Below are 25,177 nucleotides of genomic sequence, written 5' to 3' on the forward strand. Positions count from 1 at the left end.
AAGGGGAAACTTATATCCATATTTTTTTAGGGGATTTGACAATTCACTTTCCAGTAGTTTCAACCTGCTTATTCCTGAACATCAACATGACAAAGTGGGTGTCAAATGGTGGTTAACGAACAAGGTGGTTATCATAAAAGGAAAGAATAAAACAACTATAACTACGGCAAAGCCATAACACATACTCCATGGAAAATCACCCAAAATTGATCCTGTGCCTGCTTATTATCCTTATTTATGGCTGCCAACAGCGGAGTGATACCGGGAAAGTATCCGAGAAGTCCGTACCGATATCATTGATCCAGACAGATAGCTCTGTGAAAAAGACGGCAGCGGACGATAGCCTAGGGATGATTGCCAGGGCAGATGAAAGTAATACAAAGGATAGCAGTAAAATAAATCCCCTTCCAATGTTCATCTCAGGAAAGAGATTTCAGGATATCTCGCTACCGTCGATTGATTTGAAGGCAGATTCCTCAACCGAGGCCAGAGTAAGCCTTTCAGTTTTGGGTGCTTCAATGATAGCATCTGAAATAAAAGACACATTACGTGTTAGGATGTATAACTACACATCTGATACTTTAACAACAGGCCTCCATTATACCGTGGAATTTCAGGATCAAGGAAAATGGAACAAGGTTTCCCCTCCGGAAAATGTAGGATTTGAAGATCTGGGTTACGGTATACTTCCGTTCACGGCGCGGGATTTCCTGGTGGCGCTGTTTCCGGACAGGCACAACTACCGGTCAGGAAAGTACCGGGTATTGAAGCGCTATCATCTGCGTGACTATTCAAGATCAAAAAGGGAATATGAAATTTTCGCGGAATTTGAAATAGAATAAATATCATAACAACAATATTTGCTACGCAGAGCTCTCTTCGGTCGGTTCCGGCGCCAGCAGGGAGCATTCTGGGCAATTCCATAGCCATTCATTTCCGTTTGTCAAGGTAATGTTTGCATTTTGGATTAGCTTTTCGATTGCTTCTTCTTTACTCGCTTTATAAGTTTCGAATCCTAAAAGCGGCAAAGAATTTCCGTCGTTCAACGTAATATACTCCATCGTTATGCTGGCGGCTGGGCTTTTTCGTAAATAAGACCTGCTGATTTCAATTCTTTCCAAAAATCAACCAATATTTCAGATTTCCAGGATTTTACATTGCTTTTAACCTGATCGGTTGAACTCGCACCGGGAATAATAGCTACAAACTCCTCAGATGCCAACTTATTCACACCCATTCCCCAGGCTTTAATTTCACTACTTTCTTGATGCCGAGATCTCTTTCCTGATTTTTTCACGGTGTTCTTTTCCCCATTCTCCTATAGCGTCTATAAGAGGTTGTAATGACTTCCCATATTCAGTCAACTCATATTCAACCGTTATAGGTTTGGTGTTGAGCTGCGTTCTGCTGATCAAGCCATTCAATTCTAACTTGCTCAATTCTTTAGAAAGCATTTTGGGGCCGATCCCTTCAACCATGCGCTGCAATTCGAGATAGCGTTTTTTACCGGAGGCAAGGGCTGCTATCAGTAATACGCTCCATTTACCCTCCAAAACATAGAGTGCATCCTTCACAGAATTGAAATGTTGCATACATTCATTTGATATTTTTCCGTTGACCAGTTTTTCTCCCATACTCCAAATTTACAAAAACTTTCCTCGAGGGAAGTGCTTCCCCCTATGAAAGTGATACTGCATATATGTATGATACGCGGTAATTTTGTGTCAGAAATTTATAATACAATATTATGGAACACGATCATAAAACAACAGGTTTTGTACAAATAAAGACAATTGGGGCACCGGAAGTATTGGAATACCAACACGGAGACTTACTGCGTCCCAAAATAAATGAAGTACAGATTGTTCAGCAGTTCATTGGCGTAAACTTTTTCGATATTTACTACAGAAACGGTTCTTTTCCCGTAGAGAATTACCCGGTCATTATTGGATTTGAAGCTGCAGGTATAGTAAAAGAGATTGGTCCTGAGGTTGTCGATTATAAAGTGGGCGATCATGTTGCCTATTATAAAACATTTGGTGCTTATACCGAAAGCAGAAATATCGATCAACATGAGATATTCAAGCTTCCTCGTGAAATTCCATTTGACTTAGCGGCTTCGGTCATGATAAAAGGGCTTACGGCTCATATGTTGCTGAAACAAAGTCATGCATTAAAACCTGCTGAAGTGGTTTTGATTCATGGTGTGACCGGAGGTGTGGGCAGTATTTTAAGTCAGTGGGCGAAAGCTCTGGGAGCAACTGTTATCGGAACAGTAGGAAGTGAAGCGAAAAAGAAGATTGTGGTAAAACGAGGTTTTACACAGGTGATTGATTTAAGTTCAGAAGATTTGGTAACGGCTGTTCATTCTTATACCAATGGAAAAGGTATAGATGTTTTTTATGATGGTATCGGTAAAGCCACTTTCGAAAAATCCCTGTCTCTATTAAAAGATGGTGGCAGCGCCGTTTTGTATGGATGGTCTTCTGGGATGCCCGAGATTGATAAAGAGCTGATGGACAGCAGAAATATCAAATTTGCGTTTGATGCGCTGAATAACTACCCCTTATACCAGGACAAAAGCGGTAAAGGATTAACTGAGATATTTGATCTGTTGATGAATGGCAAGATTATTTTGGAGGCCCCTCTTGTTTATCCATTGCACCACGCAGCCCATGCTCATTCCGATATAGAATCCAGAAAAACGACAGGCAGTGTGATATTGAAACCGTAGTTTCGCTGTATAAGTACAAAAATCTAACGAAGAGGCGGGAATGTTAAGATGCCCGCCTCTCTGCTTTCACGTAGATGGTATTTCGCATTGAAGCCACCTAGTGAACAGCGATATTTATTTTTTTGCGGTGATATCAAATTCCAAGTCAACCTCCTGTGAAATCATCCAATCCTTAGGATCGCCATCCGTTCCGTAAGTAAGGCCCCAATCCTGTCTATTAATGGTGAATTTCGATTGTACAATTACTTCGTTTTCATTGATGGATACTTTCGCTGGGAAAGATATATTTACCGTTTTTTCCTTAATTGTTAGATTACCACTAATAACGTTTGTTGCATCCGCTAGTACACTTTGATCTTTTGCAGGATCAAAAGATCTTACAGAGGTGATTTCCAATTTCGATGTAGGATATTTTTCAACTTCGAAAAAATCTTCGTTTTTTAAGTGTCCATCTAAATCAGCAGCTGTCTTTCCGTCTGTTTTCGCTACATCTACAGCAGCATCATCCGTGCGCAAAGAATTCATGTCGATGGTGAATTTGCCACTTGCAATCACATCATTTTCCAGTGTCAGGATTCCTTCACTCTCCAGTGTTCCAAACCGAGGATCGAAACCACCTTTATGGTAGGCTTTCCATTTTATAGAGCTGTTCGCACGATCAAGCTGGAATACGGTGCCTTTTTCCGTCGCAACCTCTTGCGCTGTTGATGTCTGTACTTTGTCTGTGTTGGAATTACCTCCACAAGCCGCCAATGCTAACGCGGCAACGATTGTTAAAGCTGATAATTTTCTCATTTTTTATTTAACTGTTATTAATGTCTAAATAGTGCTGCAAAGGTAATATAAGGTCGGTTTAAAAAATGCATTACTTACCAATTGGAAACTAGTTTCCAATTGGTAAGTAATTTTCGTTTGTTTATTTTTGAAAAAAACTCCAGCATGTTAAAGAGTAAAACGGTTACGAAGTCCTTAGAATGTAAGGTTAGAATAACGGCAATAACAGACACAATGCAAGTCTTGTCAGGTAAATGGAAAATTCATATTCTCGGAACGCTTTTGCAAGGTGGGAAAATGCGATTTATGGATCTTTTACGAGAGATTGATGGTATTGCTGCCAAAATGCTTTCCAAAGAATTGCAAGATTTAGAAATGAACCAGCTTGTAACAAGGACCGTCGTCGACACAAAACCAATAACGGTCGAATACGAAGTCACGGAATATGGAAAAACGATGGAACCGATCATAGATGAAATCGCAAATTGGGGTGTTTTCTATAGAAATAGATTGCATGGCAAGACTGATTAATAAGGCAAGCTGGAACCGGATCGCTTATCACAGATTGTGATAAGCTCATTCCAGTTGAATTACAGGGTTTTAGCTATTGCATTATTTTTATATTTTCATTTATTTTGAGCGATGAAGAGATTTTACCTACTATTCTCCATGCTGGTGTCTTTCGCGACGTATGCACAACTGGATACACCAGCCGCTTATCAGGTCTATGAGGGATATAACTTATGGAACAAGCAGAAAGGAGATACAGCTTATGTTTTTGCAGATGTCGCGTATATTCGAGACTATCCCGATACGGATGGCAATCTTTTAGATTCATTAACGCACGGAACCATACTGCACATAACGAGTGATGGCTATAACGAACGTACTATTCGAGGGTATGAAGCCCCTTGGCACGAGGTTCAATATAAAAAAAATGGACACATAAAAAAAGGATTTATCTGGCTGGGGTTGCTCGCTTTAGGACGTCAAGTCGACGATCAAGGTAACCAGTTCATCCACGGGTTATTACGCTACGAGAAGCCTTCGGAATATAGTGGGAACGCGTATATCTGCGAAGTGAAGTATTTGACCCCAGATAACAAGTTAATGGGCAGAAGTCATTACCCTGTCTATAGGAATGGTCAAACATATACAGAAAGCAAACTTTTGCCAGATATGGGTTTGGAAGGTCTACAGTATATTCACCGAGTTGGTTTCTATGGTGAGGCATGTGGAATTCCTACCACACACTATTATCTTGGATGGAACGGTGAAAATTTTGTCGATATGTTTTCTAAAAGTTCAGTGAGTGATGCCGGCGTAAGCTATTATGAAGAGAAGATACTGTTTCCTATAGAGCATCACTTAGAACCTGGACTAATCATTAAAGATATTGTGCAGGGAGAGATCATCGATTATGAAGCGGAGGAGTTGCAATATTCGGAGACTAAACATCGACAGAAGTATTCTTGGGATGGTAAGCGCATTCGTCTGAAAGAATAAACAAAATATTATAATTCAGTATAGTGCCATGGATAAATGAATGTAATGAGGTTGTCAACTGTCATTTACTATTTGTCTTTAGGTCTTAGCATTGATCAGGTAAAGGCATTGTAACATACATTTCATAAAAAATATAATGAGCGTCTTGGTAATTCAAGACGCTTTTTTTGTGCCAGTATATAATACATCATGTAATCTTTTACTAAGACGTTACCACTCCAATTCTTCCATCAACTACCAAACAAAAATCCTGAAGCGGGGAGCTTCAGGATTTTTAACTAACCAATTATTAACCTAAATTATGAATACTAATATCGGGGCAAACAAAATACCAAATTTTATAGCCCATAGCTGGTTTAACAAAACTTAACAACCTCAAAATGGTTCTCCCTTTTACCTATGCCAGGAGCAGCGCCGACCGCCATATACTACCCATTTACAATAACGCAATGTATTATTTTTGCACCACTTACTGTAGATGTCGATGCGGTGAGATTGGGTTCATTGGTTTCGGTTAAAATTTGTTTTTTGCATCGTACAAATATTCAGGAATATCTGACGCAATCAATATTCCAAAATCTTTATTCGTGTTTTTATATCTAATTGTCAGTTCTTTTTTTGTTTATAATGATGAGCGATTTGAAATTTTTTCGTCTATGGCAGCCAGATTCCCTTCATAATTCTTTGCTAAGACTTTTCCGTTGAGGATGTATTGAAAGCTGTTGTCATTTTCCAGTGAATCCAACAGCTGTTTGAATTCGATCGATTTCGACCTGAAATAATTAATGAAGCGTTTCCTACTAAAGCTCTTGGTTTCAATATATACACTACCGGGGGTATTCCCATATATATGTAAATAAGTACTGTCTTTAACGATTGTTACTGATGCTATTTGGTTTGCATCATATTTTTGCATTTCAGACTGATCAACTTGGACACTATCGATAAAGAAAATAGGCTGTTACGTTCTTCAAATTTATCATATCCTTCTATCAATAAGTCTAATATCTTTTTCTCATCCGTTATCCAACCCTTTCTTTTATATACCTCCATCGCTTTCGGATTGTCGTTGCTTTCCAGCTTTAATATAGAAGAATGATGCTTCCATGCTAATTTTTCTTCATCCGGTAACAGTCTAAAGAAATACGTGACGAGGTATTTTGCAGTCTCCTTATCCATTTAGTTTATATTATCCTATTCCTTTCTCTTTAATTTTAGATATATCTGTTCCGATAACGCTCTCCATTTCCCAGTCGGCTTCCTCGATTGCATGGCACCAATTGTCTTACCTCCAAAACTGCCACCATTTCTTCCTTTTAATGATACAGACTTCACCAATTAACGCATTGTTATCTGGGGTAAGGAATATTTCGCAGGTCGCTGTTCGTTTCGATTTATTATATGCGTGTACAGACGTACTCAGATATCCGAGATGATTGACTTCGAGAATTATATCCTTAATGGGCATGTCGGTAGGAGCGTTGAATTTAAAACCACCATTTTCATCAGTGACAGTCCCGATGTTCGTGCCGCGGACCAGAACAAGTACGTTACTTAAGCCTTTATTATCGCTCGCATCACTTACCATACCTTGGATTATATTCCTCATGCTATCCTGACTTTCCGATGATTTGGTGATGGATATAGAATCATCCTTCCTATTGATCGTGTCATGCATCAGCTCTTTAGGTGCCATAAGTTTTTGTGTTGCAAACGCACTACTTGCCGAGCTGATCAAAAATAACCCCGATACGATTTTATAAAATGGAAGCCTTTTTTTAGATTTTATGATGATCGGTCTATTTATCTGATACGTGGATAGCCGAGCGCATATTTTCGACGGATTTTGTGCTATTAGCTCAACGATCTCTTCATCCGAAAGATTTACCATATCGATAATGGATTTTGCACAACGGTCACAATATCTGCCGTTAGTGTCCTCCGGCATCCCCGACCAGTGCTCCCCACAAGGGCGATCAATATTTAATGATAATTCTGTTTTCATAGGGTAACCGAGCTCGTATTTTTTCAGGCTTTTGTTCCGTTAAAGTTATCACTTTTAGCGAGGATAGCAAAGATGCACCCTTCGAATCTAGCGATAATCAAAAGTTCGTATGTGGGTTATATTCTTTTTCGTTTAGTTTTAAAATGTTGTAATCAGCTTCCGTCCAAAATATCCTAGACTTAACGAGATTCTCTTTTTTCCTTAACAATAATTTGCTATTTTTAGAAAGATTGTATTAAGCACACTTAGATTAATGAAGCTTTAAATTTCTTTTATGATTTCTTCCGACAAAGCCAGAGAATTTATTCAAAAACACGAAAAAATTTCCATAACAAAAAGTCAATTCGACAAATTTTCCAAACCATATCAGGTATTGGGATTGATTATAATCAATCAGTTAGTTAGGGATTATTCAGATTACTCTGCAGGCTTCAAAGCATACCAAAAAGAGTTCGGTACCGATGCCACTTTAAATCCTTGGAATAACAAAGAAGGGCTTCAGTTGGCCAATCTATTGTTTGGTGAGATAATAGGACCATATGTAGGTCGTATGTGGGATTTTATGGATAGTCTACCCTATCAAAATGGATATAGTCGGAGGCCATTCCGTGTCGATCCTTCTCTATCGTATACAAAAACTAAACTAGATACGTTACAATCCATTTACAATGCAGGCGCTTCAGGATTCAATTCGATGAATGTTGTAGACCAGATCCGGTACGATGTCTATCAAAGTATGATGAGTAATGGATTGTTCTATGCTGTTGTTTTTCAAGAAGACCCTTTGAAGTACTATCCATTACTCGAAGAAATAATTCAAGGCGAGGACGAGATAGGAGGGGTGTCCAAGGAATTGATAAGGGGGCTTTTACTAACTGATGACGACGCAAACCATTTGTTGGTCGAAAAACTACTACTGGCTGCGCAACAGCAAGAGGGGCTACGACAAACCATTTTAGAAACTTTGGATTTTACCTCCGTCAAAGCATTAAAGCGTTTCATAAAGGTTATTTTGGGTCATAATCTAATGCGTTTTTCGGCTGTCGTTAGAGCCGTAGATACGTGGTTTGGTTTTGGGTGGGACGCTCCCAAAACGAATACGATTAAACGTGTTTTAGAATTGGCCTTAGGGTTTTTAGAACACCCAAATCAAATCAATGATGCTATTAACAGTAAAGATCAGCTAGAGTTGTACGTGGCACTTTGGGCCAAAGCTATTGAAGATGTGGATGCTGCTAATCTCCTAGCCTTTCAGTTGGTTTTCGATCAAAGCACACAGCAGATTAAAAAGCTTGTCAGCTTATTCTTTATAAATCAAACCGAGCGGACCGACACCGATTTAATTCCATATGCCGAGAAAATTTTTGGAGAGGATATAGAACTAGATTACTGGGTGTTGGTAAATTTGCCCCCGCATACACTGTCAGATATTCTTTTCGACAAGATGATCCAGTCTGTATCAAAGCTACCTACCGCAGGTAAGACGTTTTCGCAAAGAGGGTTCTCTTGGAAAAATTACACAATCAAACCAGAATATTTTTACGATGTCATCATTGCATATGCACAGCCACATCAGTTTGTCATATTAGCCAATGACCTCAGCGTCGTCCCCTCCAGTTCCCGTGAAAAATTAATGCGCAAGATATTTCCAGACCACTATACCTATAGTTGGTCATCACGATATGAAGCCCAACAAGAAAAAGAGAAGCTGGAACTTGAAGAAAATTCTTGGCAAAGAAAGGTAATCCGCCAGGCTATCTCCGATCGCAACACGACCGTTTCAGCTACCGGCATGACGCTCATGCGTTCCTTGGATCTTTTTCCGGACGATATTGCGCAACTCGAAGCGATGTTGGCTCGGAAAGGAAAAGATCAACGTAAGGTCAGCATCCAACTGTTGTTGAATCAGTCTGACGATATCCTGAGGACGTCGCTTTTACGTCTTATAAGTTCTGCCAACATAGATCAACGCTTGGCAGCATTAGAAATGTTTACCTTACTTCAGGAGAAAGAAACATGGAAGCACTTCGTAAACGAACAAAGTGAAGCTTACCGCTTAAGAAAACTCAGTAGGAACGAAGAAGTTTTCTTAGAAAAGTTAAATAAGGAAACAGCAGGGCCGCAGTATGGAATCAAAAATGGGTTTGGAGCTATCGATTATTCGAACTTGACCGACTTTAAAATTCCGGAAAGCCAATTTTTACGTCCAAAGAAAAAACTATTGTCCTTTAAGCAGCAGCGCTTTCTCTTTGAAGATATCATTAATATTAGCAAGACCACCAAGGCGATCAACGACCTGTTCGATCTATTTGAACAATACGGGAAATACGAGTATAGTTTTCAAGGCTATCAAGGAGCGCTCGAAACGACACTTTTGGGAAATTCCCTCCAAGGGATAAAACAGTTGGATGAGCATGCGACGTACGAAGAGAGACTAGATAATCTACCTTTAGCCGAGGTATGGAAGAGCTGGTATCAACAGGCCGATCTGAATGACTTCGAAATTCATGCTGCCATGCTTTATATATATGCACACTACTACGATGGCAATCAGCACGTTGGTCTAAAGGAGTTTAAGGAGATTTATCTTCCGGTATTTCCCGGTATCAAGTTCGACAAGGCTGAGTATTATTATCAAAGCAATTCAGAGAAGGTAATGAGAATACTCGGTAGCCTCATGGATGTCTTTACCGATCATCAAACCTGGGCGGCCTATAAATTGGATGTCTTAGAAGATGCGATTCATCATTTTCCCGACCAATTAAAAAGTCAAAACTTCAAAAATCCACAGCAATATTATTATAGTCAAGATGTTTATTGGACAAATTTAATCGGTACGCTATTTTATACGATATCCGAAAGTGATTATAGTTTCTATTCGCGTGAGCAGTTGTTTAGACTATACCAATTAAAGATGTTTATCGTGGCACAACAAATAGCGCGAGGGCAGTCCATTACTACCATTCAAGATGTGTTACCCCATTTGGCCGATGTGCTAGATGTCGAAAAGAGAATCAAAATAGAAATTCCAGATTTTGAACTCATCTTTAACCTTTATAGTCATCATCAGCTTAACAAGGATGATCTGCTGTTTCTATCCTTGATCAACAAAGATTTATTCTTCTTGTTAGATGGAGGGCAGAACTATCATTCGCATCGATTAAAACATTACACTATTCCCGAAATCAATGGGGTATTAAAGAAAAATATGCTAGCGGTCGAATTGGAACGCGGCGATATTCCGACAGAGGCTTCTCCTTTTATTGAGAAGATACAAGTAGTCGAGGGAATGAAGTATTTCTTTGACGTACTTAACCGAATGGCAAAGGAGAACTTTGACCGAGGCTATAGCTATGGAGCAAATGTAGCTAAGAAATACACCTTCAGTCATATACTTAAGAAAAGCGGAGCATCCTCGAATGAGGAGTATGTCGAATTTGCAAGAGAGCTAAAGAACAGTACGATCGATAAGAAGAGGCTGATTGAAGTCTCCTGTTATGCGACGCAATGGGCAGATTGGTTGGGAGAATATATGCGTATTGCCAGTTTGGAAGAAGCAGTATGGTGGTTTTTGGCGCACACGACCGATTATATGGATGCCGAGAAAGAAACCATTATATCTCGTTATTCCAATGTGCCTAAAAACGATTTTCAGAAAGGCGCCATTGACATAGACTGGTTTCATCGCGTATATGCTAATCTCGGTAAATCCAATTGGAAGATCGTCCATGAATCCGCCAAATATCTATCTGACGGAATGGGTTACCGACGCGTAAAAATCTATTCCTCCGTTTTATTAGGCGAAACCAAGATTACAGAAACACTTAAAAAGATAACCGAAAAGCGTGATAAAGATTATGTGATGGCTCTGGGACTTATCCCCATATCCAAGGCTAATCCCGAAGCCGATTTATTAAAGCGATACCATATCCTGCAGACATTTCTCAAAGAAAGCAAACAGTTTGGGGCCCAGCGGCAGGAAAGCGAGAAAAATGCTGTAGAAATAGGTTTGGACAACCTGGCCCGCAATGCCGGTTTTGAAGATAGCATACGGTTTGTATGGGCAATGGAAGGTAAAGCCACCCAGCAAATACTAAGAGATGCGGTTGTTAAGGTAGACGATCTTGAGGTGCAGCTGATGGTAGACCATGAAGGGAAAGCCGAATTATTGATCAGCAGAAATGGTAAGAATTTAAAAAGTCTTCCGGACAAATACAAAAAGAATAAAGATATAGCAGTTTTAAAAGAAGGAAAATCCTATCTATCCAAACAGTTTTCCAGAACAAAACTCGCACTCGAAAATTCCATGCTGAGAGGCGATGAGTATAGTGTCTCCGAGTTGCGGCAGATTATGGATCATCCCATTGTTAGCGCTATGTTAAGCAAACTGGTGCTCTATATTCCAAGTTCACAAGAATCAGGGTTCTGGACTGAAGAGGGGTTGATTGGTAGGGATGGAGTAATCATTACGGTTGCAGAGTCGACTAAGCTCATCATTGCCCACCCTTATCACCTTTATCAAGCAATCCAATGGGATCTGTATCAGCGCCATCTATTTGAACAAGCTATTCAGCAACCATTCAAACAAGTGTTTCGGGAGCTATACGTGCCTACTGCCGACGAGTTGGAGCAAAGTATACGTTCTGCACGTTATCAAGGTCATCAGATTCAGCCACAGCAAACAATTGCTTTATTACGTGGTAGAGGCTGGACGGTGAGTTATGAAGAAGGCCTTCAAAAGGTATTTCATAAACAAGGTTATTTAGTCACCATGTTTGCTATGGCCGATTGGTATACCCCTTCCGATGTTGAAGCACCCACTTTAGAGTTGATATGTTTTTATTCACTTAAGGACAGGACACTCTTACCTGTTACTGCTATCGATCCGGTTATCTTTTCTGAGGTGATGCGCGATATGGACTTAGTCGTTAGCGTGGCACACGTTGGGGAGGTAGATCCGGAAGCAAGTCACAGCAGTATGCAGATGAGAGCAGCATTGGCTCGCGAAAGCGCTCAGCTGTTCGGATTGGACAATGTTGAAATTAAAGAACGCCATATTCTGATCAACGGCAAGTTAGCCGATTACTCAATACATTTGGGCAGTGGAATGGTAAGCAAAAATGGCAGACAACTCGCCATCATTCCGGTACACAGCCAACATCGTGGCCGGGTATTTTTACCGTTTGTAGATAATGATCCCAAATCAGCGGAGATTATCAGTAAAATGCGTTATTTGGCCCAAGACAACCAGATCAAGGATCCGACTATATTAGCACAGATAAATATGTAATAAAATCCAGCATATTCGATGTTCATTGGATATGCATTCATTCAAATAGAAAATAATTAGCGATACGATAATGGAATTGGTCTTACAGTTAAAACGGCTAGGAAAGAAAAAAATCATAGCGGCGCCTTATCAGCTGCCGTTCGTGCCCACCACGTTGCAGGCCCTTATCGAAGGCTGTGTCGCTGTCGAGGTAGCGCGTTATAATCAGATACGCGGGGAGGCTGAACTATTATCGTTCCTTAATCCGCAACAGATCCAAGAACAGTCAGAGAAAGGAAAAATTTCATTTGGAGATATTGCTAATGTTCAACCAGCAGATCCAGATGTAGCTATCGCTACTGCTCTATTGGCTCACCGGGACGGCTTATTTGTAGTTTTCGTAGATGGTATAGAGGTAAAAGATCTTAAAGAACAGATTTACCTGTACGATGGCGTTGAAGTTACATTTATTCGATTGACCTTTTTAGCAGGACGGATGGTATAGTGTTTAGAGCCGTTTATATAAATCTTTTGTTAAACCCTTTTAATAAATGCATGGGAAGATATCTTGACAGAAACGAAGCAAATACATGTCTAAATTTAGGGAAAACTATTGAAGTTTTTCTCGGAAGAATAATGGAAGATAAAGAAGTAATTAGCTATCTGGCCTTAATGAAAACGAAGGACGGTCGCGTCGAGATGCAACTTATCGACCATTATGACGAAGGCAACCTAGAGTATACAGACATTTACGACTTCTCTTACGTTGATCCAGATATGGGGTTTGAGACTATTAATTTTGAGAATCTTGAACAATGTACAGACTTTATTAGAAAACGATTTCACCTTGATGAAATAGGGTTTGTAAATTCAGGACTATGTCAAGAAGAATACGCTGATTTAATAAAAGAAGAAGGACGCACTTAGTGTGGGTTAAAGCCGAGGCAGAGAAGTGCGCGATAGCTTTAGAATAAAAAGGTCTACCTGTAACTGATACAGCTAAGGGGACAGGTCTTTCCAACATGGGTGTCCAGCAGATTTCCCACCATTACATATGCTCTTTAAAGTCTTCCAATGGTTTGTCAAAATCTTTTTTGATGGTGAAAAAACCTTTGGCACTGCCAAATTGTGGTTTTAGAGCTTCCGTGTTCTTATATTTCTTCTTCTTGGCCTTACTTTCTAAAAATTCGATAAAATCAGCTACCTCTACCTTCATAGAATCAGGTAACGAATTTAGTTTCTTGTATAATAATAAGCTGTCTATAGTACACTCCTCTCTTTCTTCGAAAAAATAGTTAAACAAATATAACCAAAAAACAATTATTATAAAACGTCATCTGCTAGTTTTGTTTAGACTGCATTGGAATTGCACTTCGCTAAATGCAACTGGCACCATTAACTATATAAGTTAGCGGTTATCTATATCATACTAATCAACTTTCCATTGTGTTAGATCATCGACCGGATTTGGTAGCCTTCCTTCAAGCCACTCTTTCATATTGTCGGATGTAAATTCCTGATCGGTGTTTTCGATAATCCACGACAAGAAGTTCTTTGGTCCACCGTTGAGATAAGGGGCGGGGGATACCGGGTAGAAGCGCGTAGGTAATCGATCCTCAATTGACAAGTAATTGACCACGCATGCTAACTCTTGGACTGTATGCCAAGCATAAGGATCGTCTATGTCTATCGCGAACTTTATCCACCAGAATCCTTCGTCGTAGTATCCGCTAGATACATTTCCTTTCACACTGGGGATTCTTTTGATAAATGTGATAAGTTCGGTTTGAGGTGTATTGCTCATAGTCATATTTAAATTACGCTAAACGTTTATTAGCACTCGTTTCTTTTACAATTTTTTTTAGTTCTTCAATTTGCTGGTTTAATTTTTCTATCTGCACGTCATATTTATCGGTGTTGTCGGAAACAGCTTTTATGATTAATTCAAATATTTCTATTTGCAACACGGAATACTGTCTAAGAGTTTCATTTTGTTTTTTAGACGTGTCATTCTTCTTCCCCTAAATTGATAAAATTTTGTCTTGCTAAAATATCTGCTGCTAAAGGTCCACCAAGATATGTAGCGATAGAAATTGCTCTTTGAGAATAAGGTTGAATCGTATCGTGTTGATTCATTGTTGTTTTGATTTATGATGTGATTCTCTGTTTCCCTTATTCAGGCGCAAATAGAAGCAAGATTATAGTCCCCAGTATCAAAGAGACCGCTATCGCCACCTTAAAGAAATTCATTATTGTTAGCGCATTAATGATTTCTAGCTTAATTAATACAAATAGGGCTATCAATCCGAGTAGAAATGTGATGAGTAAGTACAATACTATGGAAGCCCCTTCTGTGTTACGTCCAAATAAAATTAGTATAATTGTTGACACGACAGTGCTAACCGCTAGTAACCAGTTACACACCCGGTTTTCCAATCGTTTATTCTTATCGAGCTCCTTCGAGCTATCGCCGCTAAAAATCACCTCTGCAATTACTTCTAGTATCTCAAATAGCATAATGCATGTTTAAATATTCCCAACATTTTTTCGACCTACTTTAACTATTTCTCCGATGCCAAACCGATCAAGCTTTTCAAGTAATTTATTTGCCCCATATCGTTTCTTGAATTCAAGCTCTTCTTTATAGAGAGGAATCAATGTATACATGTCGATCACGTCATTATTTTCAAGACTTATTTGCGTAAAATCGTCCGACAATTCCATTGACGATGCCAGCATGACAGAATTAAAGCCTATTCCTGGAGCAAGTTCTTCGTCTTCTTCATGGCCATAAGTATGTCCAACCCCCAGCCAAGTTTCACCTGCGTGCGGTAACATCATCAATTCCTTCATCAAAAACAACAATGTCATCTTCATCGGTAAAAAAATCATCTAAATGCGAATCAATAATCTCTACACTATTTGGAATGTCGTTTTTCATTGTTTCAGTTGTAATATTTTTATCATTAGCGACTTTTTTGCTGATTGCCCAACCGCACCGGTTGGTATAAAGTTGAGATAAAGACATCTACTTAGTAATTATACCGGCGTTAGATATATCCTTGATCAGTACGATAATGAAAAGGATGATCAGTGAACAAAAGATCATGTGTCCCATCAGAAAAATAGTCCGTTTTTTTCGTGGTTCCTCCTTATTGCGATAACTTTTCCAGCCATAGTAAAGACCGATAGGTGCCAATATAAATACGAGTAGGAGTGGAATAGCCACTACTGTCTCGAAAAGCACTTGATATTTATGTTTTAAATCTCTGGTCAATGTATTGACTAGTATCGAAAAAAGGAAAAAACTTCCATATAACCGAAAAGTGAAGATAGATTTCTTAAGATAAGTCGAGTCAGTTTTTGCTTTCATATTTTATGTACCAGCCGCAAAGCTGATGCGACGATTAGACTAATAATTATTTGAGACATCGGTTTTCTAATAATATAACTCTACCTCTAATATACTTTATATTTATTAATAGACAATAATCTAAGTTGTTTTATCTTAGGTACATTATCAGGGTTTTAATGTTAGAAGATGAGACTAGATTATAGTTGATCTTATCCAAGCCCGTTTACGTAAAGATCAAATAAAGCTTTCGAAGTAAGATTTACCTTAATAGTCCAATAATAACTACAGCCATCCAAAACATTTTTTTCATCAGTTTTCCACGTTGTATCATCAGGTGCTTTGTGAAATATCTTATCAGTGAAATCATGGAATCCTTTCTTCTCCCACAAGCAATTAATAGAAATTATCTTATCTCCGTTTGCGTCAATATATCCAAAATACTGTCTTTTGTATTTATTAAGTTTTTTATCAATTACCGGACAAGAACCGCCCTGGTTGATCTTTTTTATATTGATTCCTTTTAGCTGGTTTCTCAAGAGTGCTTCGGTTAGCTCGATATCCGAAAGGGTTGGAGTGAACTTCTCTTTTAGCCCATTTTTCATGTGCAGATAATGTTCCGAAAAAATCACCCCTTCATATGCGGACGTCCTGATATAAATGTTTTCGTAATCTATATCCCCACTACTTCCTTTAAGCGTTTTCGTCTGGTATAAGGCGCAGGAATTTAGTATTAATACACAAACGGTAAAGAGGGCGACTAAATTGATATGTAGCTTATACATCATCTATCGTACTTTTTCAGGCTTCTGTTTCATTAAAGTTATCAGTTTTGGTGAACATATCAAATTTATTATATTTGAACAAGAAGTAGAGATCAAACCCCCAAAGGGGCTCTTGATGGCCATATAGAATAAACACCTTCAGAAAAACTAGGGAGGAATACTACAATGGGAACACGGGAATATTTATTGGAAAAAGCTAAGAACGAAGGTAAAGCCGTAGAACGTGCCAAAGCCGAGGCAGAGAAACTAGATTCAGCTTTAGAATTCAAGAAATTGGGAGTACCTGGTGCTGATATCGCAAAGGCATTAGGCCTTAGCATTGATCAGGTAAAGGCATTGTAATATACATTTCATAAAAAATATAATGAGCGTCTTGGTAATTCAAGACGCTTTTTTTGTGCCAGTATATAATACGTCAGGTAATCTTTTTACTTATTTCTAAGACGTCACCACTCCAATTCTTGCATCACCTATCAAACAAAAATCCTGAAGCGGGGAGCTTCAGGATTTTTAACTAACCAATTATTAACCTAAATTATGAATACTATTATCGTGGCAAACAAAATGCCAAAATTTATAGCCTATAGCTGGTTTAACAAAAACTTAATTCTTTTGGTCTTGAATGTATAAAACTTACCCCGAGACAGGTCGTTTTAATGGCTTCTCCAGAGAAGGCATTATGTAAAAAATTATGGTGACTAACCGATAAATAAAATATGAGTTGTAATTGCTAATAATTTAGTAGTTTTATTAGTAGTTTTAATAAATAACTTATATAAATAGAAATCATGAAAAAAATCGTATTATTATTTGCCTTCTTTGTAGGCCTCGCGGAATTCGCTGCAAATGCACAAACAGCTAGAACTGTATATTTTCACGTTATGGATTATAATAGTGTACCTTTAGCGGGCGCTAATCTGCAGAAAAAGGGCACATCACTAGGTGCTACTACAGATATGTACGGAAATGCAACAATTTCTCCCGTGACAAGTGGGGATATAATAGTCGTCTCATATATAGGGGCAACGACAAGTGAAGTAACAATCACGTCCGATAACTATTATACGGTAATGTTAGATATTGAAACAGGTGAGAGTTTTTTTATTCCATTGACCGAATATGAATGGAATTTATTCCAAAACTCGTCACAAGAACTTAGACAACACATAATCATGAATAAGATTTCTTTCTCCTCTAAACAATAAACAAAAAATGGCTTGTTGTTGAGCCACCACAACAAGCCATTTTTCACAGGGAAAATCTACAAAAATATTCTATGCCTGCTTACAGAGAAATAGGTGTATTATTTGTTTAATACATTTTCTACTTCTTAGATTAATTTTTGTTTTTTTGCCAAAATCGTCACATACGTCCGTGACGTATTTACCATAATCAACCCCGTCTTTTCCCTTAAAGTATATAGTAAATGAAAGCAATTGAATTTGTCGAAGGACTGAAAGATTGAGGTTGACGCATAATTTTTTCTCCCTGGTGTGCTTAAAAATGTCGGTTCATCTCATTACGACAACGGGCAACGAGATGTGTATGTCCTTACAAGAACGGAAAGGCCGCAAGTAGGTAGAGCGACTTTCTATACTGGAGACTTTGCTGAATTGGTGAAACGACTGAAATCTGAAAAAGGTAAAAATATTTATTGCGACGGTGGAGCGGAGGTAATAAATGAACTCTTAAAGTTCGATTTAATAGACGAGTTTATAATTTCAATAGTACCCGTTTTATTAGGTGGTGGAACAAGACTTTTCAAAGACGACAGACCCGAGCAAACACTTGACTTTATCAAAGTCAAAACGTTTGAAACAGGATTGATACAACTGTATTACAGGCGATCACCTTTCATCTAAGGTAATTAGATTCTTGTTAAAGAGCAATAATGGGTGCGGACGATTTTCAAAATAAACTAGCGGGTCAGCATGCTCCAGTATCAAACAAAAAACTCCTAAAGCGGGGAGCTTCAGGAGTTTTTACTAACCAATTATTAACCTAAATTATGAATACTAATATTGTGACAAACAAAATACCAAAATTTATAACCCATAGCTGGTTTAACAAAACTTAACAACCTCAAAACGGTTCTCCCTTTTTACCTATGCCAGGAGCAGTGCCGACCACCAGATACTACCCATTTACAATAACTCAATGTATTATTTTTACGCCACATACCGTAGATGTCGGCGGGGTGTTTCCGCCGTTGCTGCTTCCACCCATACGTTCACCGTTGCCCGAACTTAGAGGTTGGTACGAGCCGTAATTGGCCGTCCCCGTAGCCTTTTGCGTATTGTTGGTTATAGTTGCATGGTTGTACCCCATATTGCCAAACACCACATCTTTGTTTTTCAGCACATAGGCCTGTATCGTTTGTTGTATGCTTAGCGTTGTTATTATCGATAGTTTTAGTTCGAAGATTATTTTCCCTTCCAAGCGGTAGCTCCATTTACCCCGGTTGTTTTTAACTGTGTTTGTGGAGTTCGATATATCGGTATATGTTATCCCGCAGTAGTTGCATTCCACTTCATAGCTATATTCATCAATAAGTTCAGTCGCAGGCTCTTCTTTTTTGCTACAGGGTAACATGAATAGGAGCGTAGCAAACAATGAAAAGCAATACCTGTGTTTGCAAATCAGTGCGGGATATGCCAGATCTTAAGAATAATAGGTGAATATCAATCGATTATATACTCATAGATTAACTTATTGTCTCTTTCCAGAATCGTTATGACCGTGAAATCAGGCGCGGTTCCTATGTTGTGCGGTCTGAAATGCTCGTGAACAAAGCCATTGGCAGTTTTATAATTAGCCGTGAAAAAGGTGTCGACTTCACTATACCTGTCTACTCGTGACGATAAGACATACTTATCTTCCAATCCAGGCTGAAAATTATCCGCATTCGTGATCTTTTCGATGATTAAGTTTTTGTCTTCGTCAGATATGCCGAGCGTGAATTGATGCATATAGTCCCTTATACCGCCCGAACTGTTAGAGATGATAGTGAAATCATTCCTCAGTTCAATTTGATGTTCATTTAGCTTTTTCTTAGCATCATTTTTAGAAAAGAATTCGTCTTCATAAATAAAGTAGATTATCGTAGAGATAAAAAACGCAGTCAAGGTCACTGCAAGCCAAAGACCAGTCCGTTTGTAACCAAACCGTTTAGGTAACCAATAAGAAAGATAAATAAACCCTATGATTATTAACAAGAAGGCCAAAATCAACATGCTCCAGAACAGAACGAATGAATCTAAGATCATATTATAAATTGCTATTACATTCAATAAGCAAACCGGTAATGTTGTCATAGCTTATATCAACGGTTTGGGATAGTTTGTCTCGAATAATAAACCATAGTTTACATTATAACTCTGCTTCCATTTCTTCTTTAAATGAATCGATAACAACTTGATAGTCGGGGTTTATAGCTAAGACGTTGTTCCAGTGTTCCTCAGCCTCTGTATTCGCACCCAATTTGTATTTTATCATTCCTAAGAAAACGGTATGATCGAGGTTTTCAGGATATTCCCTCGATAGATTTTTAAAATGCTTTTCCGCTTCCGGAAATCTCTCTAATTCGTAATAGTTTCTTGCAAGCAGGTATTCGGTATTACCATCTCTGTTCATTGCAAAAGCCTGTTTGTTGTGCAGCAGTGCTTTTTCCAGATCTAAAAAATCATATCCATATTGCCCCAGATAGATCAGGCCTAAGCTATTATTTACGGGCATATCTGTAGGCTTTAATTTGTACGCTCTTTCAAGCGTTGTAATTGCCACCTGCACTTCATCGTTTAGCAGCTGTACATCCGCCATGCTCACCAGGTGTTCGTATGAGTCTTTTTCGAAACAATTAGCAGCTAGAGTAGAATAGTGGATTGCAGAGTCCTGTAATTCCATATCCATATAGACCTGCGCCGTGTTTCGATATATCATCGCAAGGGTATTAACAGATATATCTTTATGGGTCATTGCGTCTTTGAAAAGAACAATAGCGTTATCTAATCTCCTGTTGTTAAATTCTACCAGACCTTTATCATTCTTCCTCCGCGCTTCGAGCTCACTAATTGCATGCGTACAGGAAGCTGATAGGATTAGTAATAAGACTATTGCGAGATAATTATAAGTGTTTGATTTCATGGTTAGTTTGTTTTGACGCCTTACATCTAAGGTAATTAGATTCTTGTTAAAAAGCAATAATGGGCGCGGACGATTTTCACAATAAACCAGGGGGTCAGCATGCTCCAGTATATCCACTGCGTCCCCAAAGACTATGTATCTATTAGTGCCAATTATTCTGCATTTTGATTTTACCATTTATGCCTGAGAGTTTCTTCATGTACATTATTCTATTTTTTAGGCAGCAACCCATCTATCAACCTACTACTTTGGATGTTTATCTCCTTTCTTACTATTATCACGTATCCATATGATGTCATCCTTGAGAAGCTCTGTTTCGTTATATTTGGTATTAAAATTATAGAGGTTGATATTTAACTCACACGCATTCGTATGCCCAAAGAATGCATCCTCAACTGTAAACCGTGCGCTACGACCAAATGCTACAACCTTGCCTACGAAATATGGACCCGGTAAGTTAATCTCATAGTAGCCCTTTCTATTGGCAGTTGCTTCATAGACTGCACCACTATCCGACACGAATCGTATTGTAGCAAAAGATACTATTTTTCGGGTGCTACACACCCTTATTCTACCGTGGATATGAATCCCCGTACCTTGTTTGACGTTATAGTGTGTTATTTCATACCCTTTGCAATTGCCTCGCTGATACCTTCTGGTCAAACAGCTCGTCGTACTTAATACAAAAACCACTATAATTAGTAAATGAACAACCCGACGGCGTTCCGAGTTGAGAATTCTCTGTTGTTGTAATTCCATATTGTTCTGTTCTTTGATAACCCCGATAGCCTCCGTACAATTTTGCTAGTGCATGGACTGTGACCCTACCTATTTGGAAATATTGAGGTTATTCCACTCTTTTCTTTTCTACATAGCGATCTACCATAAAATAAAGCAAAACAGGAAAAATTATCCCCACAAGAATGATCGTCCCCCAAAAGTCCATTGGACGAGATATCATCGTATAGCCCAAATACCCCCTTGACAATAAAGCATAACCAATTATTATAAACACACTGAATATAAGACATTTTACCCAGAGAGACAACGGCCTTCCCTTCCTGTTAAAATAATCTTTAATCAGTTGAAAAGGACACAATATCAGCAACAAAAATAAAATTGGAAAAAGAGGGTAAAAGGTTATGTATATCACATACTCCCAAAAAGAGTCGAAATACATATCCTCTACTTTATAAATACCATTAATAACGTTCTCCCAATGTCTCTTTGATATCAATATTGGAAAAAGAGTAAAAGCCATTAATAGGTTTCCTACTACCTTTCTTATTATTGTCATAATAAATAAACTTAAGTACCCCTATGAAAATCCACTATGTAATGTTAGTTTGTGCTTATCAAGTCAATATTTATTGGCTGGTAGATGTTTTTGTTGTTATTTTATAATCAAAAATAAGCTTAAATTTTAAGATATGTTATTAGAGTATTATTGGTAAATGTATTTTATTAATTTTTTTTGTTTAAAAAGTGATTTCTTTGATATTTATTATAAAATATTGTGTTTTTTTATATTTAAATCCTTTGTATTTTTCAATATTTCATCTTCCACAGGCTGATGAGTTCCTACGGGACTCAAGACGAAGTAGGAGAACAATCTGGCTATTTCGTGTTTGCAAGGTTATCGAACGTATTGAAATCACGGTCTAGGTAAGCCTCCTCATCTAAGAAAATGATACCTGTTTGATAAGTCTCGGCGACGACTTTTTGATATTCAAGCTCAATTAGTTTTGTAGCATAGCAGAAAGTATAACTGGAAATATGTACATTGGCATAACGAATCCGTGAAGCCTTATGAAGGTCAAAAGAATAGTCACTAATGTAAGTACACAGCAAATCGATGCCGCGAACCGGTTTTACGGGGAGGTATTAGGTCTGGATATCTTGATGGATTATGGTTGGATAACTAGCTATGGTAATACAGAAAACATGCACGTGCAGATTGCGTTCGCAATGGAAGGGGGAGCAGGAACCGACGTACCCGATGTATCCATCGAAGTGGACGATGTCGAAGTAGCCTATGCTAGGATGAAAGAGTATGGGTACCACGTGGAATATGGGCCTGTCGACGAATCTTGGGGTGTACGGCGTTTTTACGTAAGGGATCCGTTTGGAAAGTTGATTAATATCCTGATGCACTTATGATGAATTGCTATTATGCAATTAATCTAAAATTACTCTCTATGAATTTATTGCATGTTACATTTTAACCCGGAACAAATACCTACTGTGTATACCGTGGAAGATATTCAGGTTTTCTTGCTGGGCGATATAACTGAGCTTTATATCAAGCGTAGATGCCCTTCGATTAGGTTAAAAATAAAGAGGAGACGGTAATTATTATAGACCATAATTGTTTGAAAACAACGATATAACCGATGAAAGCCAGCGAATTTGTCGAAGGACTGAAAAAAATTAAGATTGACGCTGGGCCGCTAAAAAAGAGAGGTCTTTCAGATCAATTTATAGAAGATTTTAAAAGAGCATATTACGCCCCTCCAACGGGAAGTAATTGTGTGTCACCACATCCGGTTGTGGAGCTAGTAGAGAATTATGACTGTTCTAGTCTTGAAATCGGCATGGTTACGTTCGATGAAAAAATAGAAGAGACGGAAGATTATCTTTTCTTTGGGAAGGCTGATGAACATGACCTGGCAATAGATATTACTACAGGTGCCGTAGTTATGGTGGAATCTGGATTTGACGATATCCTTTTTAATTGTGCGCAAAATGATGCACGCTTTTTAGCCGCTATTCTCAACATAGGTGTGTTTCTACTCAGGAGGGTGTTCGAAGCAGGTCTGTCTGAGAATGACGAGTTAAATATTCAGATGGCGGAAGAATTTGGTGATATTGCAGGGGGCGAGAAGTATTACGATTTCTATAAGATGATGTTGGGGGTCTAGAGCCAGTTATATTTATCTCAGCACGTCATAAAAAATCAGCCGCTCGGATTATCGGAACGGCTGGTTTCTGGGATTTCATTGCTTAGTGCATATTCCGGGGAATGTGGTGGATCCTAAAGCAGAGAAGTATGAAACTTCTTCGCCTTATTATTACACCTTTAACAACCCAATTAGGTTTATTGATACTTTGGCACAGAGTAAAAATGAAAAAGAAAATAAATATTGTATTAATCCTAGTAGGGATTTTTTTATCCTACACTTCATTTTGTATGTTTATGGCCAATATTTTTAGGATTATGTTGCCTTATCCTGGAGGGTATAATCCAGTAGTTGGGGTCTTTTTATATTTGTTATTCCCAATTTTGGTGTTAGTTCAAAATAGGATTTCTAAAAGTTTGGGGTATTCAAGATGGGGCTCTTACGTTTTTTCTTCTTTTGGATTCTAGCTTGGTTCTGCCTGGTATACTCTTTACTTCATAAATAAGATAACTAAGCAAAATGTAACGAAATGATAGGACATTTTTTAAGAGTCTCTGGATTGCTTCTGCTTCTCGCATCATTATCAGGGTGCAGGCAAGATGGCAAGCACAAAGTTGATGAGTTTTATACGGAAAAAGGTGAGTGGGACTCTGCCCGGATACCTTTTATTAAACCGTATGAAGCTGTGATAGTCGGCGAAAAGTACGGGTGGTGTATGAATATGGAGGCATTAGATGGTGGAGATTCAATGCTTGCTGATATTAAAGAAGCGACAGTGGATAATGGATTTATTTTGGTTCATACCGGTAAAACTTTGATGTTAGGCGTTGAAGTAAAAGAATCCTGGTGGATTATTTTCCCATCCAATAAACTTGAAAAAGGATTTACGGATCACCCTCAATATTTAGCCTACCTAAAAAAACTCGGCTTCAAAAATGAACCGAAGCTGCATACAATGGATATCATTGCCAATTACTATGAAGATCATGACACAATGAACTGGAGTGCTCTGGATTGAAAGGGGTAACTTTAGAAGCTGCAGCATTATGATTACAGTGTAAGGCTCTACGATGGGGAGATAGTAAAATGGAACATATTATGTTAACAACCCGCTATTGTATATAGATCCATTTGGGCTTGATTCCGCAAATGCAATGCACGGAACAGAGTAAATGAAGGTTGAAGTAAGATGGAACGAAAAGATAACAAAATGATAGGACATTTTTTAAGAGTCTCTGGATTGCTTCTGCTTCTCGCATCATTATCAGGGTGCAGGCAAGATGGCAAGCACAAAGTTGATGAGTTTTATACGGAGAAAGGTGAGTGGGATTCTGCCCGAATACCTTTTATTAAACCGTATGAAGCTGTGATAGTCGACGAAAAGTATGGATGGGGTATGAATTTGATGGCATTAGACGGTGGGACCTTCTCGTTTACCAATATCAGAAAAGCTAATATTGATAATGGATTTATTTTAGTTCATACCGGCAACACTTTGATGTTAGGCGTTGAAGTAAAAGAATCCTGGTGGATTGTTTCCCCGTCTTTAAAAATTGAAAAAGGATTTACGGATCACCCTCAATATTTAGCCTACCTAAAAAAACTCGGCTTCAAAAATGAACCGAAGCTGCATACAATTGACGTCATTGCCAATTACTATGAAGATCATGACACAATGGACTGGAGTGCGCTGGATTGAAATGAGTAAC

Annotated in this window: 33 protein-coding genes; 14 read left to right on the forward strand and 19 right to left on the reverse strand. The window is 38.5% G+C overall.

Translation table 11 applies throughout. The annotated features are described in order from the left end of the window. Positions 1-188 precede the first annotated feature (188 nt). Entirely contained in the window at positions 189-842 is a 654-nt protein-coding gene (locus FAZ19_RS06925; RefSeq protein ID WP_136819993.1) for an immunoglobulin-like domain-containing protein, read from the forward strand. 21 nt (positions 843-863) lie between these two features. On the opposite strand, the gene FAZ19_RS06930 is transcribed toward FAZ19_RS06925, so the two are convergent. Genes FAZ19_RS06930 through FAZ19_RS06940 form a run of 3 tightly spaced genes read right to left on the reverse strand, consistent with a single transcriptional unit; the run spans position 864 to position 1,634 of the window. Continuing rightward, positions 864-1,061 carry a hypothetical protein gene (locus FAZ19_RS06930; RefSeq protein WP_136819994.1) on the reverse strand — a complete coding sequence of 66 codons (198 nt, stop codon included), beginning with the start codon at positions 1,059-1,061 and terminating at the stop codon, positions 864-866. A 2-nt stretch (positions 1,062-1,063) separates the two neighbouring features. Further along, a complete protein-coding gene (locus FAZ19_RS06935) occupies positions 1,064-1,237 on the reverse strand; it encodes a hypothetical protein (RefSeq protein WP_169305591.1) in 174 nt (57 codons plus the stop codon). Positions 1,238-1,256: 19 nt separating this feature from the next. Beyond that, positions 1,257-1,634, reverse strand: a complete 378-nt coding sequence (locus FAZ19_RS06940) for a winged helix-turn-helix transcriptional regulator (protein ID WP_136819996.1) — start codon at positions 1,632-1,634, stop codon at positions 1,257-1,259. A gap of 113 nt (positions 1,635-1,747) precedes the next feature. Between FAZ19_RS06940 and FAZ19_RS06945 the strand changes: the two genes are divergently transcribed. Beyond that, entirely contained in the window at positions 1,748-2,734 is a 987-nt protein-coding gene (locus FAZ19_RS06945) for a quinone oxidoreductase family protein (protein ID WP_136819997.1), read from the forward strand. Positions 2,735-2,848: 114 nt separating this feature from the next. Here the strand turns inward: FAZ19_RS06945 and FAZ19_RS06950 are convergent, their stop codons facing one another. Continuing rightward, a complete protein-coding gene (locus FAZ19_RS06950) occupies positions 2,849-3,529 on the reverse strand; it encodes a YceI family protein (protein WP_136819998.1) in 681 nt (226 codons plus the stop codon). A 144-nt stretch (positions 3,530-3,673) separates the two neighbouring features. Here FAZ19_RS06950 and FAZ19_RS06955 point away from each other — a divergent pair, with 144 nt between their 5' ends. Both FAZ19_RS06955 and FAZ19_RS06960 read left to right on the forward strand, forming a co-directional pair. Continuing rightward, on the forward strand, positions 3,674-4,039 hold the full coding sequence (locus tag FAZ19_RS06955) for a winged helix-turn-helix transcriptional regulator (RefSeq protein ID WP_136819999.1): 366 nt from the start codon (positions 3,674-3,676) through the stop codon (positions 4,037-4,039). A gap of 111 nt (positions 4,040-4,150) precedes the next feature. After that, positions 4,151-5,014 carry a hypothetical protein gene (locus tag FAZ19_RS06960; protein ID WP_136820000.1) on the forward strand — a complete coding sequence of 288 codons (864 nt, stop codon included), beginning with the start codon at positions 4,151-4,153 and terminating at the stop codon, positions 5,012-5,014. A gap of 622 nt (positions 5,015-5,636) precedes the next feature. On the opposite strand, the gene FAZ19_RS06965 is transcribed toward FAZ19_RS06960, so the two are convergent. The 3 genes from FAZ19_RS06965 to FAZ19_RS06975 form a co-directional block, all read right to left on the reverse strand. Next, positions 5,637-5,930: a hypothetical protein gene (locus tag FAZ19_RS06965; RefSeq protein ID WP_136820001.1), complete on the reverse strand. Its 294-nt coding sequence runs from the start codon at positions 5,928-5,930 to the stop codon at positions 5,637-5,639. After that, the gene (locus tag FAZ19_RS06970) at positions 5,903-6,193 is read right to left on the reverse strand and encodes a hypothetical protein (RefSeq protein WP_211245454.1); all 291 of its coding nucleotides are present in this window, start codon (positions 6,191-6,193) and stop codon (positions 5,903-5,905) included. Before FAZ19_RS06970 ends, FAZ19_RS06965 begins: the two co-directional genes overlap by 28 nt. A gap of 106 nt (positions 6,194-6,299) precedes the next feature. After that, a complete protein-coding gene (locus tag FAZ19_RS06975; protein WP_136820002.1) occupies positions 6,300-7,019 on the reverse strand; it encodes a carboxypeptidase-like regulatory domain-containing protein in 720 nt (239 codons plus the stop codon). Between the two features lie 274 nt (positions 7,020-7,293). Here FAZ19_RS06975 and FAZ19_RS06980 point away from each other — a divergent pair, with 274 nt between their 5' ends. From FAZ19_RS06980 to FAZ19_RS06990, 3 genes are all read left to right on the forward strand, one after another. After that, complete coding sequence (locus FAZ19_RS06980; RefSeq protein WP_136820003.1) at positions 7,294-12,309, forward strand: DUF4132 domain-containing protein; 5,016 nt, start codon at positions 7,294-7,296, stop codon at positions 12,307-12,309. Positions 12,310-12,379: 70 nt separating this feature from the next. After that, a complete protein-coding gene (locus FAZ19_RS06985; protein ID WP_211245455.1) occupies positions 12,380-12,793 on the forward strand; it encodes a hypothetical protein in 414 nt (137 codons plus the stop codon). Between the two features lie 50 nt (positions 12,794-12,843). Next, positions 12,844-13,215: a hypothetical protein gene (locus FAZ19_RS06990; protein ID WP_136820004.1), complete on the forward strand. Its 372-nt coding sequence runs from the start codon at positions 12,844-12,846 to the stop codon at positions 13,213-13,215. Positions 13,216-13,336: 121 nt separating this feature from the next. Here the strand turns inward: FAZ19_RS06990 and vapB are convergent, their stop codons facing one another. The 8 genes from vapB to FAZ19_RS07020 form a co-directional block, all read right to left on the reverse strand. Next, a complete protein-coding gene (gene vapB, locus FAZ19_RS06995) occupies positions 13,337-13,591 on the reverse strand; it encodes a type II toxin-antitoxin system VapB family antitoxin (RefSeq protein ID WP_262709333.1) in 255 nt (84 codons plus the stop codon). A 126-nt stretch (positions 13,592-13,717) separates the two neighbouring features. Next, positions 13,718-14,092 (reverse strand): hypothetical protein, encoded by a 375-nt coding sequence (locus FAZ19_RS07000; protein ID WP_136820005.1) that lies wholly within the window; start codon positions 14,090-14,092, stop codon positions 13,718-13,720. 203 nt (positions 14,093-14,295) lie between these two features. After that, positions 14,296-14,424, reverse strand: coding sequence for a hypothetical protein (locus FAZ19_RS24310; RefSeq protein ID WP_262709334.1), 129 nt, complete (start codon positions 14,422-14,424; stop codon positions 14,296-14,298). 36 nt (positions 14,425-14,460) lie between these two features. Further along, a complete protein-coding gene (locus tag FAZ19_RS07005) occupies positions 14,461-14,805 on the reverse strand; it encodes a hypothetical protein (RefSeq protein ID WP_136820006.1) in 345 nt (114 codons plus the stop codon). A gap of 9 nt (positions 14,806-14,814) precedes the next feature. Further along, entirely contained in the window at positions 14,815-15,165 is a 351-nt protein-coding gene (locus FAZ19_RS07010) for a suppressor of fused domain protein (protein ID WP_169305592.1), read from the reverse strand. Next, entirely contained in the window at positions 15,107-15,316 is a 210-nt protein-coding gene (locus tag FAZ19_RS23825; RefSeq protein WP_169305593.1) for a hypothetical protein, read from the reverse strand. The genes FAZ19_RS07010 and FAZ19_RS23825 overlap by 59 nt, the downstream gene beginning before the upstream one ends. Beyond that, the gene (locus tag FAZ19_RS07015; RefSeq protein WP_136820008.1) at positions 15,317-15,661 is read right to left on the reverse strand and encodes a hypothetical protein; all 345 of its coding nucleotides are present in this window, start codon (positions 15,659-15,661) and stop codon (positions 15,317-15,319) included. Between the two features lie 191 nt (positions 15,662-15,852). Further along, complete coding sequence (locus tag FAZ19_RS07020; protein ID WP_136820009.1) at positions 15,853-16,428, reverse strand: hypothetical protein; 576 nt, start codon at positions 16,426-16,428, stop codon at positions 15,853-15,855. A 162-nt stretch (positions 16,429-16,590) separates the two neighbouring features. Here FAZ19_RS07020 and FAZ19_RS23830 point away from each other — a divergent pair, with 162 nt between their 5' ends. From FAZ19_RS23830 to FAZ19_RS07030, 3 genes are all read left to right on the forward strand, one after another. Next, a complete protein-coding gene (locus FAZ19_RS23830; RefSeq protein ID WP_169305594.1) occupies positions 16,591-16,767 on the forward strand; it encodes a hypothetical protein in 177 nt (58 codons plus the stop codon). Between the two features lie 446 nt (positions 16,768-17,213). After that, positions 17,214-17,630, forward strand: a complete 417-nt coding sequence (locus tag FAZ19_RS07025) for a carboxypeptidase-like regulatory domain-containing protein (RefSeq protein ID WP_136820010.1) — start codon at positions 17,214-17,216, stop codon at positions 17,628-17,630. A gap of 288 nt (positions 17,631-17,918) precedes the next feature. Next, positions 17,919-18,287, forward strand: a complete 369-nt coding sequence (locus FAZ19_RS07030; RefSeq protein ID WP_136820011.1) for a dihydrofolate reductase family protein — start codon at positions 17,919-17,921, stop codon at positions 18,285-18,287. 292 nt (positions 18,288-18,579) lie between these two features. Here FAZ19_RS07030 and FAZ19_RS07035 read toward each other — a convergent pair whose 3' ends face one another. From FAZ19_RS07035 to FAZ19_RS07050, 4 genes are all read right to left on the reverse strand, one after another. Then, the gene (locus FAZ19_RS07035) at positions 18,580-19,017 is read right to left on the reverse strand and encodes a hypothetical protein (RefSeq protein WP_136820012.1); all 438 of its coding nucleotides are present in this window, start codon (positions 19,015-19,017) and stop codon (positions 18,580-18,582) included. Positions 19,018-19,106: 89 nt separating this feature from the next. Continuing rightward, positions 19,107-19,739: a hypothetical protein gene (locus tag FAZ19_RS07040; protein ID WP_188876097.1), complete on the reverse strand. Its 633-nt coding sequence runs from the start codon at positions 19,737-19,739 to the stop codon at positions 19,107-19,109. Positions 19,740-19,794: 55 nt separating this feature from the next. Beyond that, the gene (locus tag FAZ19_RS07045; RefSeq protein ID WP_136820014.1) at positions 19,795-20,568 is read right to left on the reverse strand and encodes a tetratricopeptide repeat protein; all 774 of its coding nucleotides are present in this window, start codon (positions 20,566-20,568) and stop codon (positions 19,795-19,797) included. 243 nt (positions 20,569-20,811) lie between these two features. After that, entirely contained in the window at positions 20,812-21,327 is a 516-nt protein-coding gene (locus tag FAZ19_RS07050; RefSeq protein WP_136820015.1) for a hypothetical protein, read from the reverse strand. Positions 21,328-22,377: 1,050 nt separating this feature from the next. Here FAZ19_RS07050 and FAZ19_RS07055 point away from each other — a divergent pair. The 4 genes from FAZ19_RS07055 (at position 22,378) to FAZ19_RS07070 (ending at position 25,167) form a co-directional block, all read left to right on the forward strand. Next, positions 22,378-22,728 carry a VOC family protein gene (locus tag FAZ19_RS07055; RefSeq protein ID WP_136820016.1) on the forward strand — a complete coding sequence of 117 codons (351 nt, stop codon included), beginning with the start codon at positions 22,378-22,380 and terminating at the stop codon, positions 22,726-22,728. A gap of 233 nt (positions 22,729-22,961) precedes the next feature. Further along, positions 22,962-23,489, forward strand: coding sequence for a hypothetical protein (locus FAZ19_RS07060; RefSeq protein ID WP_136820017.1), 528 nt, complete (start codon positions 22,962-22,964; stop codon positions 23,487-23,489). 508 nt (positions 23,490-23,997) lie between these two features. Next, entirely contained in the window at positions 23,998-24,486 is a 489-nt protein-coding gene (locus FAZ19_RS07065) for a hypothetical protein (RefSeq protein ID WP_136820018.1), read from the forward strand. Between the two features lie 171 nt (positions 24,487-24,657). Then, entirely contained in the window at positions 24,658-25,167 is a 510-nt protein-coding gene (locus tag FAZ19_RS07070) for a hypothetical protein (protein WP_136820019.1), read from the forward strand. The last annotated feature ends 10 nt before the right edge of the window (positions 25,168-25,177 follow it).

It is taken from the genome of Sphingobacterium alkalisoli (assembly GCF_005049105.1).
In the GTDB taxonomy this organism is placed as follows: domain Bacteria; phylum Bacteroidota; class Bacteroidia; order Sphingobacteriales; family Sphingobacteriaceae; genus Sphingobacterium; species Sphingobacterium alkalisoli.